This window comes from Brucella anthropi ATCC 49188 (assembly GCF_000017405.1).
Lineage (GTDB): Bacteria > Pseudomonadota > Alphaproteobacteria > Rhizobiales > Rhizobiaceae > Brucella > Brucella anthropi.
Map to the genome: position 1 here is coordinate 1,720,064 of NC_009667.1, position 14,296 is coordinate 1,734,359.

Below are 14,296 nucleotides of genomic sequence, written 5' to 3' on the forward strand. Positions count from 1 at the left end.
CTACCCTTAAGGTAGCCTTAAGTACATTCGCTAGTGGCGCTTCCGGTTCCCGGTCGCCGTCATTTTCGCGTGGCCCGTGGTTTTGATTCAAGTGCGCCGAACCTGATCACTTTCTATAGCTGCGCTTGCATCGGAACTGAGACGGCCCTATTTCAAATTTATGTTTTCAACAGGTCTCACCTGGAAATAAGGAATGATTGCCATGACCAGCGGACAGAACCGGGTTCTCGATGAACTCGCCAAGCTTGTGACGGATGCGGCAGGCGCTGCGCAGGGCGTGCGCCGTGAAGTGGAAACGGCGTTGCGTTCCCAGAGCGAGCGTGTGCTCAACACGCTCGATGTCGTACAGCGCGAAGACTTCGAAGCCGTTCGCGAAATGGCAATCAAGGCGCGTGCGGAAAACAGCGCGTTGCTGGCAAGAATCGAAGCTCTCGAAGCACGTCTTGCGAAATTCGAAGTTGATTCTGATGCCAAACCGGCAAAATCGGCTTCATCTTCGGCAAAATCCAAAAATAATCCCTGAATATTTATTAACAGGCCGCAAGTGGCAAAAACCCTTGTCTTAGAGTCGGTTAAGGCAAGGGTCGCGGTCGGTCCCTCGTATATTTCCACATGCTTTCACGGCTCTTTGTTCAAAAGGGGCTGGCGTTCAGATTCAGCATCAATAGACTGAAAACACTACATGATTCGTAACGCGGTCATGTAGGCGGCGGCGAGGGGCTGAGTGTCAGGTTTCGCGTCTTTCAGGCTGCTTTCCAGTATCAGTTGCGTATGTGCGTGTGCCATTGAGGCGCTTGCATGCCGTTGTGCATGCCGGTTCCTCAACCGATCAATTCGTGCCTGTTTTCCTGCGCTTGTTCTTGCGCGGTGGCCGGCACGGGCGAGCAATGACTTGCGCGCCGGGAATTAGGAAGCATCTGGGGGCAGATGGTTCCCAGAACAGGAAACGGACATGAGCCTTCTTGAGCTTGAATTCGCACGTGAGGCACATCCGGTGGATGTGATCGAACAGGTCGCGCATTCAAACGACTGGACGTTCGAGCGGACTGGCGACGACGAAATCGCAATTTCGGTTGCGGGCAACTGGACTGACTATCACATCTCGTTTTCCTGGATGGAGGATTTCGAGGCACTGCATCTGGCCTGCGCATTCGACATCAAGGTGGCCGAGCCACGTGTGAACGAAGTGATGCGCCTGCTGTCGCTCATCAATGAAAAGCTTCTGATGGGCCATTTCGATCTCTGGCAGCAGGAAGGCGCGATCATGTATCGCCAGTCGCTGCTGCTGGCAGGTGGTGCGGAACCGACGAGCCGTCAGGTGGAAGTGCTGCTTTCGGCGGCGCTGGAAGCTTGCGAAGCCTATTTCCAGGCCTTCCAGTTTGTGGTCTGGTCGGGCGTTACGGCGCGTGAAGCGCTTGAATGCGTCGTCTTTGAGACCGTCGGTCGCGCCTGACTACAAATCAGTTGAATTTTGGCCCGGCGCTCGCGCCGGGTTTTCTGCGAGGCCGGGAGCGCGGGCCGGGGAGTGAAAAAATGAGCGAAGCAACCACCATCACCTGGGCAGATTTCGAGAAGGTCGATATCCGCAGCGGAACCATTGTGGAAGCTGTGCCATTTCCCGAAGCGCGCAAGCCCGCCTTCAAGCTGAAGATCGATTTCGGCGAAAAGATCGGCATCAAGAAGTCGTCAGCCCAGATCACCCGGCACTACACGCCGGAGCAACTCATCGGCAAACAGATCATGGCCGTGGTGAATTTCCCGCCACGACAGATCGGCCCGTTCATGTCGGAAGTCTTGACACTCGGCATGCCGGATGAAGATGGCGAAGTGGTTCTCGCTGCAATCGACAAACCCGTGCCGAATGGTGGCAAGCTTTATTGAGAGCGGATGATTTCGCGTTAAGCAAGCGCGTTTCTCCCTCATCCTGAGGAGCCGTTGAAAACGGCGTCTCGAAGGACGAGGGAAAATTAAAGAGGCTCCCCCTCGTCCTTCGAGACGGTTCCTTCGCAAGCTCAGGAACCTCCTCAGGATGAGGGGGGAGGCGTTACCTTGCTCCACGTGCGGGGCTTGCTCTAACTATTTGTTTCCACGCATGTCTTTATCCCGCAACCGGTTCTCATTTTCTGGAGACATGCTCTAACACTACAGTTGCAAATTCGTCAGGCCGTGGCGAAAAGAGTGATTTTCGAGTACCGGAGCGGAGCGTACTTGAAGGTACGTGAGCACCGGAACGCAGACAAAACGCTCTTTGCAGCCCGGCATCACGAAGAATGCAACTGTAGTGCTAAGCCGGAATATGGATGGTCGCGCGCAGGCCGCCGGTCGGAGCGTCTTCCAGCGTAATGTCGCCACCGTGGCTGCGTGCAATATCGCGTGCGATGGCAAGCCCCAGCCCGCCCGTGCCGCCGGAATCCTGCGTTCGCGCTTCATCCAGCCGGACGAAAGGCTTGAAGACGTCTTCGCGGCGGTCTTCCGGAATGCCCGGCCCGTCATCGTCCACAACGACTTTCAGCCAGCCTTCAACATGCGAAATCGACAGCTGGACATTCTGCGCATGGCGGAAGGCGTTTGATACGAGATTGCTGACCAGCCGCGAGAAGGCGTTCGGACGCACATGGATCTCGCTGTCGCCTTCAATATGATACTTGAAGCCGCGCTCGCGCAGGCGTGCTTCATGCTCCAGTTTTTCGCAAAGCCTCGTGACGTCGTAGCTCGCGGTTTCCTCCGAACCTTCGCCGCGCGCAAAGGCGAGATAGCCTTCGAGCATCGTCTGCATGTCGGCAATATCCTGATTGAGCGGCTCGGTGTCGATCGAGTGGCCAGCCAGCGCAAGCTGCAGCTTGAAGCGGGTCAGAATGGTGCGCAGATCGTGGCTGACGCCGGAAAGCATGGCAGTGCGCTGCTCGATCTGGCGTTCGATGCGCGAGCGCATCTGAATGAAGGCGATGCCTGCACGGCGCACTTCCTCGGCTCCGCGCGGATGGAACCCCTCCGGCATGGGACGCCCCTTGCCGAAACTCTCTGCGGCCTCGGCAAGCTGCTGGATCGGCTTGATCTGGTTGCGCAGGAATGCGATGGCGATGATCAGCAGAACGAGCGCGGTGCCCACCATCCACGTCAGGAAGATGCCTGTATTGGATGCATAGGCCTGACTGCGCCGCGCAAAGACGCGCAACACCTTGTCCTCAAGCTTGATCCTGATCTCGATGAGATCGGAATCGCCCACCGTATCGACCCAGAAGGGCCGATTGATCTGGCGGGTGATCTCTTCACTCAGGAAGTAATCGAGAATGGCGAAAAAGGGCTTTGGTCCGGGAGGTGGTAGCGGATCGGGCGGCAGGATCGAAATGTTCAGCGCCAGCCGCTGCTGCGCGATGCGGATGAGATTGTCGTAGCCCGGTTCCTGCGGATAGGTTTCGAGAATGTCGATGATGCCTGCAATATCGCGCACAACGGCGGTCGACAGTCGTTCGGTCACCATCTGCCAGTGACGCTCCATGAACACATAGGCGATCACGGACTGGAGCAGAACCATCGGGGCAATGATGATGATGAGCGAACGCGCATAAAGCCCCTTCGGCATGATGCGCGCCAACCAGCGGGAGAATTTTCTCAAGGGCGATTTCATCGTGTTAAAACGTCCCTCAGTACCCTGTGGTTGCGCTCAAAAGACTTATTTTGTCGCAAAGCCGCTTCACACTTTTTGGCTCGAAAAACGCTTCCGGAAATATTGCTGTCTGCAAATGGCGTTTTCCATGAACAACATTGCGGCTGCACCTTTGGTACATGCCGCTCTGCGTTTTGAGAAAACACCATTTTCTGATCGCGATATTCCTGATTGCCGATGGTTGCTATTCGATGCTGAGCTTGTAGCCGATACCGCGCACGGTCTGGAGCCAGACCGGATTGGCCGGGTCCTGCTCGATCTTGCGGCGAAGGCGATTGATCTGGACGTCGATCGTGCGTTCACCGACATCGCCATCCTGACCGGTCAGCTCATGGCGGGGGATCGTCTCGCCGGCACGCTCGGCGAAAATCGCCATGATATCCTGCTCACGATCCGTCAGCTTGATTGTTTCCGTACCCTTTTTCAGCTCGCGGCGCGGGATGAAGAAAGTATAGGGGCCGAACACGATCTGCTCGATTTTCGGCTGTGCGGGTGGCGCGCCGCGGCGCAGGATATTGTTGATGCGAAGCGTCAGCTCGCGGGGATCGAACGGCTTGGGCAGATAATCGTCCGCTCCGGCAGCCAGACCGTCGATGCGGCTGTCGGTTTCCGACAATGCCGTCAGCATCAGGATGGGGACGTTCTTCTGCTCGCGCAGCGATCGCGTCAGCGAAACGCCGGTTTCTCCCGGCATCATGACGTCGAGGATCAGCAGATCGAAATCGATGCCTTCCAGTTTGCGGCGCGCTTCGGCAGCGCTTCCAGCCATGGTGACACGGAATCCGCTATTGGTCAGATATTGTGAGAGAAGGCTGCGGATACGCGTATCGTCGTCAACGACGAGGAGATGTGGCGCGTCGTCCGAGAGCGTCTTTTCTTCTTCTACAGCCATGGCGTCTTTCGATCCCATTCCGATAATTTTACTTCAGCATTCCAGCTTATGCCCGATGCTTTGGTGCACATATTATCGACTGGAATGCGGCACGTCCATTCACTGCCTGCGTGGACCTGTTTTTATACAAGCACTTATTGTCTGATCCAAAAGTCGCCATGCCTTGGCTCGCAAACAGCGTTTTTCTGCGCTTCCGGTGCTCATGTACTTGCTCAGACGCATAATCTTATCCGAAAAGTCTACAACTTTTCGGGATTATGCTTAGCAGTACACTGCGCTCTGGTTCTCGAAACCCACCATTTTCGCCACGGCCAGACGTTTTTATTCAGACACTTTGTGCAACTAGACGTAACACTCAAACCCAGTGTCGCTCGGTTCAAAGGTGTCTGGTTGAACTATCTTCGGCAGAAAACTCGTCGATCTGGGCGCGCCGCTCGGGGTTGACCATATTATAGAGGAAGCGCTCGATGACTTCCCGGTCCTGCGGCGCACAGTCCTCCAGTGCACGTGCGATGCGTCGTGACTGTGGAAGGGCGAGGGCAAGCGTGAGCTGGCGGCCGCTCTTGGTCGGATAAAGCTTGCGGTGGCGGCGGTCGTGAAGGCCGGTGGCCTGAACCACATGCCCCGTATCGATCAACTGTTTAAGCACGCGCGACAGGCTCTGCTTGGTGATCCGCAGGACCTCCAGCAGCTCGGCAACCGTCATACCGGGCTTTCGGTTGATGAAGTAGAGAACACGGTGATGCGCCCGCCCGAATCCGATCTTTTCCAGAATAAGATCAGGGTCGGCGGTAAAGTCGCGATAGGAAAAAAACAGTAGTTCGATCACGTTGAGGTCGGCCGCCTCCTCAGCCGTCAACGGATTGCTTATATAATTCATATCGTTCGTCGAATTCACATCGGTGCTCCGTTCTGCTGCGTTAAATATGTCAGCATTATTGACATAATTCAATCGCCCAGATAATTTTCGATAAGTGTGAGCTGGCTTTTTTGGAATAATGTTTGCGCTGATGCGTGCAAGAAGGAGGAATAATTGCGCTAACGGGCTTCCCGCCACCGTCTCAATGGGTTGGTGATGGGATGGTTGCCGCAATATTCGAACCCTGTGGAGGATTTATTTTCTTTCCATGCATGCTCCGCCTGGGATTCGCGCAATATGTTTGCGTGACCTCAAAGCATTTTGAACAAAAAGGCCAGCAATTACGCAGGAAAAGGTGGCCGTCTCACCAGTTATATCGATTTAGCTGGGGAAGACGGGATGCGGAGAAGTTTATCTGGTCTGAAGTCGACCTGAAACCAGATCGAGACAGCGCTGCTGAGGCGCATCCCGAAAAGTATGAGGCGATTTTCGGGATGCGCGTCAAAATGCATAGACAGGGCATTTCCAAGGTTTCATCCTGAAAAAAGAAATGCTCGATGAAATATTTAGGAGCAAGAAAATGGCTGCGATTCCATTCGATCAACGGGACGGATTTATCTGGCTGGACGGAGAATTCGTCGACTGGAAAGATGCAAAAATCCACGTGCTGACCCATGGTCTGCATTATGCGAGCGCGGTGTTTGAAGGTGAACGCGCCTATGGCGGCGAGATCTTCAAGCTCAATGAGCATACCGAACGCCTGCATGAATCTGCACGCATTCTCGGTTTCGAGATTCCTTTCAGCGTTGCAGAAATCAACGATGCCTGCCGCGAGCTTCTGAAGAAGCAGGGTTTTGAAGACGCCTATGTTCGCCCGATTGCCTGGCGCGGTTCGGAGTCACTGGGGGTCTCGGCGCAGAACAACCGCATTCATCTTGCCATCGCCATCTGGCAATGGCCGAGCTATTTCTCGCCCGAAGAAAAGATGAAGGGCATCCGGCTCGATATCGCTGAATATTGCCGCCCGGACCCGCGCACTGCGCCGTCGCGCTCGAAGGCTGCCGGTCTCTATATGATCTGCACGATCTCCAAGCACGCCGCCGAAGCCAAGGGCTATGCCGATGCATTGATGCTCGACTGGCGCGGACAGGTTGCGGAAGCAACCGGTGCAAACGTCTTCTTCGTGAAGGACGGCGCACTGCATACGCCGAAGCCTGACTGCTTCCTTGACGGTATCACGCGTCGCACGGTCATTGATCTTGCCAAGCGTCGCGGCATTGAAGTCATCGAGCGGGCAATCATGCCGGAAGAACTTGCCGGTTTCTCCGAATGCTTCCTGTGCGGAACAGCAGCGGAAGTGACGCCGGTATCCGAGATCGGTCAATACCGTTTCAAACCTTCCGAAATTACAAATGTTCTAATGAATGACTATTCTGCGGAAGTTCAGCCAAAGCGGGCGGCAGCCGAATAGTAGGTGCCGAACCAAGTTTTAAACAGAAAAAGAGCGGTCTTAGGGCCGCTTTTTTGTTATTCCGTCGCTTATTGTTTGACATTGGAAAGTTTCGGCACAAGATTTTTTTACCGGAGTCGCGCTATTCCGGTTTAAAACTCAGATGGGGTGACGATTATGGAATCTCTACTACCTATCATTCTCCAGCTTGTGGCTGGCGCGGTTGGTGGCAACATCGCCGGAGCAGTGAAGAATATCAGTCTGGGCACCACGGGTAACACGGTGGCAGGCGGCATCGGTGGTGTCATCCTCGGGCAGCTGCTTCCGATGTTGTCTGGCGGTGGCCTCGATTCCGTTCTCAACGGTGTTGTCGGCCAGCTGGCAGGCGGCGGCATTGGCGGTATCGTGCTCACGGCCGTTGTCGGCCTGATCAAGAACGCGATGGCTGCCAAGGCCTGACGCACTAAGACATCCCGAAAAGTGTGAAGCGCCTACGCAGAGAAATCAGTCCACTGGACTGATTTCTGATCCCGCTTCGATCGGGTAACATGTGCGTGAAAGCAAACAGTTGGAGCGCCGGTCTGATTCAATCAGATCGAAATGCGCTCTGGAGACTGCATGGTTGTGGGGACAACCGGTAAGACGAACTGTCGGGGCCTATCCCGGAAACCGTGAAACGGTTTTCGGAGTAGGCACCTCGAACAATCCTGGAGAGGGAAAACGGGCGGCTATCAGCCGCCCGTATCTATTTAAAGCTTCACCTGGCGGGCACAGGACACTATCTCTGTGTCAGAAAGCACCTTCCGGACCGCTATTTATTCAAGTGGAGTAAGACTATGGGGCAATTGCAGGCCATCATCGTTCCCGTCACGCCTTTCCAGCAGAATTGCACCATTCTGTTCGATGGCGAGACCAAGAAGGGTGTTGTGATCGATCCGGGCGGTGACCTGGATCGCATCCGCGAGGCGATTGATTCCCAAGGGATCGATGTCGAGGCCATCTGGATCACGCATGGCCATATCGATCATGCTGCGGCAGCCCTTGATCTCAAGGAAGCCCTGAATGTGGACATTATCGGCCCGCACAGGGATGATAAGTTCCTGCTCGATAATCTGGAAGCGACCGGCCTAAAGTATGGCATCACTGAAGGCGTGCGCAATGTTACGCCGGACCGCTGGCTGGATGAAGGTGACAAGGTTTCCGTCGCCGGGCACGAATTCGACGTCTTCCACACGCCGGGCCATGCGCCGGGGCACGTCGTGTTCTTCAACCCCGAAGCGCGGTTTGCGATAGTCGGTGATGTGCTTTTCAACGGCTCGGTCGGGCGCACTGATCTGCCAGCCGGTGATCACGCGGCGCTGATTCGCTCCATCAAGGAAAAGCTGCTGCCGCTCGGGGACGATATAGGTTTCATTTGCGGGCATGGTCCCGGTGGTCGGTTCGGTGATGAACGGCGCTCCAATCCATTTTTGAACGACATCGGATATGCATAAAAAAAGCCGCCTTTAAAGGCGGCTTTTCCTCGGGATGGTTTGCTTTGGAGCACCGATCTGGTTGAAGCAGATCGGTGCTCTAATCACTTGTTTTGACGCGCATCTTATCCGAAAACCGTTTCACACTTTTCGGGATGTGCTTTAATTTGCGGAGCAGAAGTGATCACGTCCGTCATAACCGCGATAGGTGCCGGTATTCGGATTGAATGACCGGTAACGGTCGGCGCAATACTGGTACCAGCCACGGCTCCATGGCTCATAGCTTGAGCGATAATAAGTCGCCTGACGAGCCGGGGCTGCCGGGTAATAAGCTGGCGGCGGCGGAGGCGGTGCATAGACCGGGGCAGGCTGCACATAGGTCGGTTGTGGCTGGCTCAGCGCGCTGCCGATGAGGGCACCTGCTGCAAGGCCGATCACACCTGCGGCAACGGCGTCGCCATGGTTGCGATGCCGGTCGCGGTAGTAGGGACGATCCCAGCCGCCACGATCCCAGCCATGGCGACCCCAGGAATCTGCCGATGCTGTTGCAAGCGGTGCGGCAACTGCCGCAAGGGATGCCGCTGCCAGAATGGCTGTTTTCGCAAATCGGTTCATTGTTCGCTCCTTCAGAAGCTCGACTGTAATTTCTCCGATACGCTCGCCGAACGGGCACACACGTATCGTTTATGAATAACTAATTAACTGTTTCGACATGAATGGAGGCTGAACAATGGTGAAGGGCGATGGAAAGCTGTCAGTTTCCGGTCAATTACATGCAGCATCTGTAATATTTCGCGCCTGAATGATCATCCGTTCAGGGTTGCATACTGGCAATAAAAAACCCCGGCAAAAGCCGGGGCAAGTGGTAGGTTCTTTTATGAACGATCAGCCGGTAACGGTGATGTTCACGGCCTTCGGGCCTTTGCCGCGACGATCCGGTTCCGTCTCGTAGGAAACCTTCTGATTGTCTGCGAGGCCAGTGAGGCCAGAAGCCTGTACAGCAGAAATGTGTACGAAGATGTCAGCGCCACCGTCGTCCGGCTTGATGAAACCGAAACCTTTTTCGGTATTGAAGAATTTGACCAGTCCGGTCTGTGCCATGGGATCCGTTCCTTTTCCTTGGCGCCACCGCTCTTGTGGAGACAGTGGTATTACAAATTCTGCCAAGCGCACCACACACCCGGCAGAGGGTTATGCAGGCAGTTCTCGACATTGGGAAGGAACCGATCATTGCCGAAGGGGAGCCTTCGACCCGGAACTTATAGCGGCCCCGGCGCGCCGTTCTTCCAGTCTTCCATTTGTTCGCTAAATGCCCGAACAGGTGGAGACTGATCTATGAAGCGGTATTTGGCAAGCAAATTCTTTGGGGGGAACATGATTGGTTATCTTTGAACCGGTATCGTCAGAATTTTTTACGATTGTTTCAAGAAAATCATCGACTCAATCCCAAAATAGAACAGGCTAACCCTAATATATCGCGAATTTAAACGGATATGTCCTGGTATTTTCATCGATTGCGCGAAACTATGCATGCGCCACCGGCGGCGCGCAGCTTCGCACAAATGCTGTCGGCTTCTCCGCGGCTGTTGGCGCCGATGCGTACTGCATAGATGCCACGGCGTCCCATCGGCGTCCGTATCCGGCTGATAACGGGGTCGTGGCCTGCCAGCACGGCGCTGAACTGCTTGCGCAGGCGCACCCATTGATTGGCAGCGGCGCTGCGGCGGAAATTGCCAGCGACCTGAATGCCCCATGGCTTAGGTTTCACGCGCGACATCGGAATTGTGGCGCTGCGGATGATCGGCAGGCGCTTGCAGGCATCGACGAAGGCGAGCTTGGGATCGAGCGGGCGGTTCACGACCTCCTTGCCTGCCGCGAAATCGTCGGCAGGTGCGCCGGTAATGTCCAGCACGTAATTTTCAGTTTCGAGCGGCAGAAATCCGCCGGACCGCATCCAGCTGGAAACACGCCCGGCCCCTGCATTATAGGCGGCGGCTGCAAGGCCCCAATTGCCGAAAGCGCCTTTAAGGTCGCGCAGGAAACTCGCCGATGCGGGAATGGCCTGTTCTATGTCGAAAGGGTCGGCAAGCCCACGCTCCTTAGCAGTATAAGGCATGAACTGCGCAATGCCTTCAGCGCCGACAGGGCTGACCGCGTTGTGATCGAAACGGCTTTCTTTCCAGATGAGCCGGGCGAAGAAGTCGCGCGGGATGCCGTGGATGTCGGCATTGGCACCGATGAGCTGGCAGATGCGGCCAACGGTCGGGACTTTCTTCTCCGGCGGTAAAGGCGGCGCATAGACTGGCGGGTTTGGCTCGCTCGCTGCATAGGATGCAGCCACGCCGGAAGGCAGGCTGAAAAGCTGCGAAGCCAGGATAAATGCTATGCCGTGCCGATAACGTTTCATGCTGCCTGTTCCGCCCCTCAACTTCGGCCAAAGTAACCTATATGGGCGGGTTGTCGATATGATCTGCAAGGTTTTGCACTTTTACGAAAAGACTTGCTCTTATCGTAGGTTGCGCCATTTTAGTGACCGGGACAGATCGGATTTATCCGGACAAGGGAGAGGAAAATGCAGTTTCATCGATTCAGACAATTGGCTGTGCTTGCGGGCGCTCTGCTTCTCGCCGGTTGTGTTGCCGAAGGCGGCCCGGATTATGGTCCGCCGATTCGCCCTGGACCGTCGCAGCCGCAGATGTGCCCGATGATCTATGCTCCCGTCTGCGCCACGCGCGGTTCTTCGCGCAAGACCTTCGGCAATTCCTGTCAGGCAAGAGCTGAGGGCTATCGCGTCATCGCAAATGGCCAGTGCTCATCAAGACCGGGTCCGGGATGGGGCGGCGAAGGCGGCATGCGTCCGCCGCATCAGGGCAACAGACCGGGCAGGCCGGGCGCGGGTGCTTGCACGCGGGAATATATGCCTGTTTGCGCAAGACGCGGTAACGACAGGCGCACTTTCCCCAACCGTTGCGAAGCCGACCGTGCAGGCTATCGCATTATGAATGGCGGGCAGTGCCGCTGAGTATAGAAAATCGAATGGCCGTTCGTGATGTGTTGGAAGATCGGTAAGTATTCCAACACATAATCAACGATCTCGGTCACCGTCCCGGTCGGCCTGTCTTGCCGGGGCGGCGTTTCTTGCGCGCTGTTTCGGCAGGGTCCTCGTAAGACCCGATGCCTGCGCGCTCACGGCGGATTGCGGCATCGTCGCCGCCACTTGGCACTTCGGTCCGCTTGACCGTCATTTCATCGAGTGTGTTCTTGCGGAAGAGCGGTTTTGCCATGTCGGTGCCCGGTCCCATATCGTCAAGCGACGGCTTCTGGAACAAAGACGGCTTACCAAGCGGGCGCGTCGTATCGGCGCCCATTTCATCCAGTGCCGGTTTGCGGAAACGGGAATTGCCGGTGGGTTTGCCCTTGTTGCGGCCTGCGCCTGCATCGCCCGCCTCAAACTCGCGTGCCAGCGGGTCGTCGGCAATAGCCAGTTCCGTCTCACGCAGCCGCTTGATTTCGTCGCGCAGGCGCGCGGCCTTTTCGAAGTCGAGATCGGCAGCGGCGTCGCGCATCTGCTTTTCCAGATGCTCCAGATGGGCGGCAAGATTGTTGCCCATCATCGCGCCTTCTTCCGCAAAGCCCGAAATATCCGCGCGGACATGATCGCGCTCGTAAACCGAGCCAAGAATATCCGAGATATTCTTCTTCACCGAGGCAGGCGTGATGCCGTGCTCTTCATTATAGGCAACCTGCTTCTCACGGCGGCGGCTGGTTTCATCCATCGCGCGCTGCATCGAGCCGGTAATATTGTCGGCGTAGAGAATGACCTTGCCGTCAACGTTACGCGCTGCACGTCCAATGGTCTGAACCAGTGAGGTTTCCGAGCGCAGGAAGCCTTCCTTGTCGGCATCGAGAATGGCGACGAAGCCGCATTCCGGAATGTCGAGACCTTCGCGCAGGAGGTTGATACCAACCAGCACATCGAAGGCGCCGAGACGCAGATCGCGAATGATTTCGATACGCTCCAGCGTGTCGATATCGGAATGCATGTAGCGAACGCGCACGCCCTGTTCATGCAGATATTCCGTCAGGTCTTCGGCCATGCGCTTGGTCAGCACCGTGACCAATGTACGGTAACCCTTCTGTGCCGTTTCTCGAATTTCGCCGAGTACGTCATCGACCTGTGACTTGGCAGGGCGGATTTCGACGGGCGGATCGATCAGCCCGGTCGGGCGGATGACCTGTTCTGCGAACACGCCGCCAGCTTCTTCCATTTCCCAGCCGCCCGGCGTTGCCGAAACGGCAATGGTCTGCGGGCGCATGGCGTCCCATTCCTCGAAACGGAGCGGGCGATTGTCCATGCAGGATGGCAGACGGAAACCATATTCGGCAAGCGTTGCCTTGCGGCGGAAGTCGCCGCGATACATGCCGCCGATCTGCGGAACCGTGACGTGGCTTTCGTCGATGAAAACCAGCGCATTGTCCGGAATATATTCGAACAGCGTCGGCGGCGGCTCGCCGGGATTGCGGCCGGTCAGATAGCGCGAATAGTTTTCAATACCCGCACAGGAACCGGTTGCTTCCAGCATTTCGAGATCGAATGTCGTGCGCTGGTCGAGGCGCTGGGCTTCCAGCAGACGCCCGGCATTGTTCAGTTCGACAAGGCGATGCTTCAGCTCTTCCTTGATCGACTTGATCGCCTGATTGAGGGTCGGGCGTGGTGTCACATAGTGCGAATTCGCATAAATCTTGACCGATTTCAGATCGCCGGTCTTCTGGCCGGTGAGTGGGTCGAACTCGGTGATGGTCTCGATCTCATCGCCGAAAAGCGAAATGCGCCAGGCGCGATCTTCCAAGTGAGCCGGGAACAATTCGATCGTGTCGCCGCGCACGCGGAACGAGCCGCGCACGAAATTGATGTCTTGCCGCTTGTATTGCTGGGCCACGAGATCGGCGAGCAGCTGGCGCTGATCGAGCCGGTCCCCGATCTTCATTTCGAAGGTCATGGCCGTATAGGTTTCGACCGATCCGATACCGTAGATGCACGATACGGAAGCGACGATAATCACATCGTCGCGTTCGAGCAGCGCGCGGGTGGCCGAGTGGCGCATCCGGTCGATCTGTTCGTTGATGGACGATTCCTTCTCGATATAAGTGTCCGAGCGCGGCACATAGGCTTCCGGCTGGTAATAATCGTAGTAGGAAACGAAATATTCGACGGCGTTGTTCGGAAAGAAGCTCTTGAACTCGCCATAAAGCTGTGCGGCCAAGGTCTTGTTCGGCGCCAGGATCAGGGCAGGGCGTTGCGTCCGCTGGATGACCTGCGCCATGGTGAAGGTCTTGCCCGAACCGGTGACACCGAGTAGGACCTGCGTGCGGTCGTCGTTGTCCAGCCCTTCCAGCAAATCGCGAATAGCCGTCGGCTGGTCACCGGACGGTTCGAAACTGGTTTCCATCTCGATGGCGATGCCGCCTTCGGATTTATCCGGACGTGCCGGGCGGTGAGGCGTCCAGAGTTCGCCGTTCTTGAACAGCGGATTGCCGGAGGCAATCAGGTCCGACAGGGCCTGAACTGTTGCGGTTGCACCGGACGGGTTCAGTCCGGCAGCGTCTTCCAGACTGATGTCGAGACCGGCAACCGGATTGAGGCCAGCCGCCGCCCGCTCCTTGGCGGATGCAGCTCCGCCCATGGACGTACCGCGCCCGCTGCGCGACGCTTCCTTGCTGCGCTCGGGAATTTTCTTGGGTTGTTTTGGGTTTTTCGCGCGTGGTTTCGCAGCCTCGTCGCCGATTTCCTTCGCCCAATCAGCAATGGGGCCGGCGATGGAGCCGGAAAGGGGCGCACCGGAAAGTTCGGCTTGTGGTGCTTCACCGAAGCCGCCAGCCTTGTCGTGCGAATCCTGGGAGTGTTTGTCTTTTGAGGAAGCCATGCCCTCAATATGGATTTTCAGCGTCCAAATGA

The 14,296-nt window shown here is 56.4% G+C and carries 15 protein-coding genes; 8 read left to right on the forward strand and 7 right to left on the reverse strand.

All coding sequences use genetic code 11. The annotated features are described in order from the left end of the window. The first annotated feature begins 202 nt into the window (after nucleotides 1-202). From OANT_RS08535 to OANT_RS08545, 3 genes are all read left to right on the forward strand, one after another. The gene (locus tag OANT_RS08535; protein WP_012091671.1) at nucleotides 203-523 is read left to right on the forward strand and encodes an accessory factor UbiK family protein; all 321 of its coding nucleotides are present in this window, start codon (nucleotides 203-205) and stop codon (nucleotides 521-523) included. A gap of 429 nt (nucleotides 524-952) precedes the next feature. Continuing rightward, a complete protein-coding gene (locus OANT_RS08540) occupies nucleotides 953-1,453 on the forward strand; it encodes a type III secretion system chaperone family protein (protein ID WP_010659627.1) in 501 nt (166 codons plus the stop codon). An 80-nt stretch (nucleotides 1,454-1,533) separates the two neighbouring features. Further along, entirely contained in the window at nucleotides 1,534-1,881 is a 348-nt protein-coding gene (locus tag OANT_RS08545; RefSeq protein WP_012091672.1) for a tRNA-binding protein, read from the forward strand. A gap of 403 nt (nucleotides 1,882-2,284) precedes the next feature. Here OANT_RS08545 and OANT_RS08550 read toward each other — a convergent pair whose 3' ends face one another. From OANT_RS08550 to OANT_RS08560, 3 genes are all read right to left on the reverse strand, one after another. Next, nucleotides 2,285-3,628, reverse strand: coding sequence for an ATP-binding protein (locus OANT_RS08550; protein ID WP_012091673.1), 1,344 nt, complete (start codon nucleotides 3,626-3,628; stop codon nucleotides 2,285-2,287). Nucleotides 3,629-3,851: 223 nt separating this feature from the next. Further along, entirely contained in the window at nucleotides 3,852-4,559 is a 708-nt protein-coding gene (locus tag OANT_RS08555; RefSeq protein ID WP_012091674.1) for a response regulator, read from the reverse strand. A gap of 376 nt (nucleotides 4,560-4,935) precedes the next feature. Further along, nucleotides 4,936-5,457: a MarR family winged helix-turn-helix transcriptional regulator gene (locus OANT_RS08560; protein ID WP_010659631.1), complete on the reverse strand. Its 522-nt coding sequence runs from the start codon at nucleotides 5,455-5,457 to the stop codon at nucleotides 4,936-4,938. A 182-nt stretch (nucleotides 5,458-5,639) separates the two neighbouring features. Between OANT_RS08560 and OANT_RS26715 the strand changes: the two genes are divergently transcribed. From OANT_RS26715 to OANT_RS08580, 4 genes are all read left to right on the forward strand, one after another. Then, a complete protein-coding gene (locus tag OANT_RS26715) occupies nucleotides 5,640-5,960 on the forward strand; it encodes a hypothetical protein (RefSeq protein ID WP_158304324.1) in 321 nt (106 codons plus the stop codon). A gap of 38 nt (nucleotides 5,961-5,998) precedes the next feature. Beyond that, nucleotides 5,999-6,889, forward strand: a complete 891-nt coding sequence (locus OANT_RS08570; RefSeq protein ID WP_010659633.1) for a branched-chain amino acid aminotransferase — start codon at nucleotides 5,999-6,001, stop codon at nucleotides 6,887-6,889. A gap of 156 nt (nucleotides 6,890-7,045) precedes the next feature. After that, complete coding sequence (locus OANT_RS08575; RefSeq protein ID WP_010659634.1) at nucleotides 7,046-7,327, forward strand: hypothetical protein; 282 nt, start codon at nucleotides 7,046-7,048, stop codon at nucleotides 7,325-7,327. 377 nt (nucleotides 7,328-7,704) lie between these two features. Continuing rightward, nucleotides 7,705-8,361, forward strand: coding sequence for an MBL fold metallo-hydrolase (locus OANT_RS08580; RefSeq protein WP_012091675.1), 657 nt, complete (start codon nucleotides 7,705-7,707; stop codon nucleotides 8,359-8,361). A gap of 141 nt (nucleotides 8,362-8,502) precedes the next feature. On the opposite strand, the gene OANT_RS08585 is transcribed toward OANT_RS08580, so the two are convergent. From OANT_RS08585 to OANT_RS08595, 3 genes are all read right to left on the reverse strand, one after another. After that, nucleotides 8,503-8,955 (reverse strand): BA14K family protein, encoded by a 453-nt coding sequence (locus OANT_RS08585; RefSeq protein ID WP_010659636.1) that lies wholly within the window; start codon nucleotides 8,953-8,955, stop codon nucleotides 8,503-8,505. 270 nt (nucleotides 8,956-9,225) lie between these two features. Next, nucleotides 9,226-9,441, reverse strand: coding sequence for a cold-shock protein (locus OANT_RS08590; protein WP_010659637.1), 216 nt, complete (start codon nucleotides 9,439-9,441; stop codon nucleotides 9,226-9,228). A gap of 406 nt (nucleotides 9,442-9,847) precedes the next feature. Next, complete coding sequence (locus tag OANT_RS08595) at nucleotides 9,848-10,747, reverse strand: SPOR domain-containing protein (RefSeq protein ID WP_012091676.1); 900 nt, start codon at nucleotides 10,745-10,747, stop codon at nucleotides 9,848-9,850. A gap of 165 nt (nucleotides 10,748-10,912) precedes the next feature. Between OANT_RS08595 and OANT_RS08600 the strand changes: the two genes are divergently transcribed. Then, complete coding sequence (locus OANT_RS08600) at nucleotides 10,913-11,362, forward strand: Kazal-type serine protease inhibitor family protein (RefSeq protein WP_012091677.1); 450 nt, start codon at nucleotides 10,913-10,915, stop codon at nucleotides 11,360-11,362. A 76-nt stretch (nucleotides 11,363-11,438) separates the two neighbouring features. Here the strand turns inward: OANT_RS08600 and uvrB are convergent, their stop codons facing one another. Continuing rightward, a complete protein-coding gene (gene uvrB / locus OANT_RS08605) occupies nucleotides 11,439-14,264 on the reverse strand; it encodes an excinuclease ABC subunit UvrB (RefSeq protein WP_012091678.1) in 2,826 nt (941 codons plus the stop codon). Nucleotides 14,265-14,296: the final 32 nt, after the last annotated feature.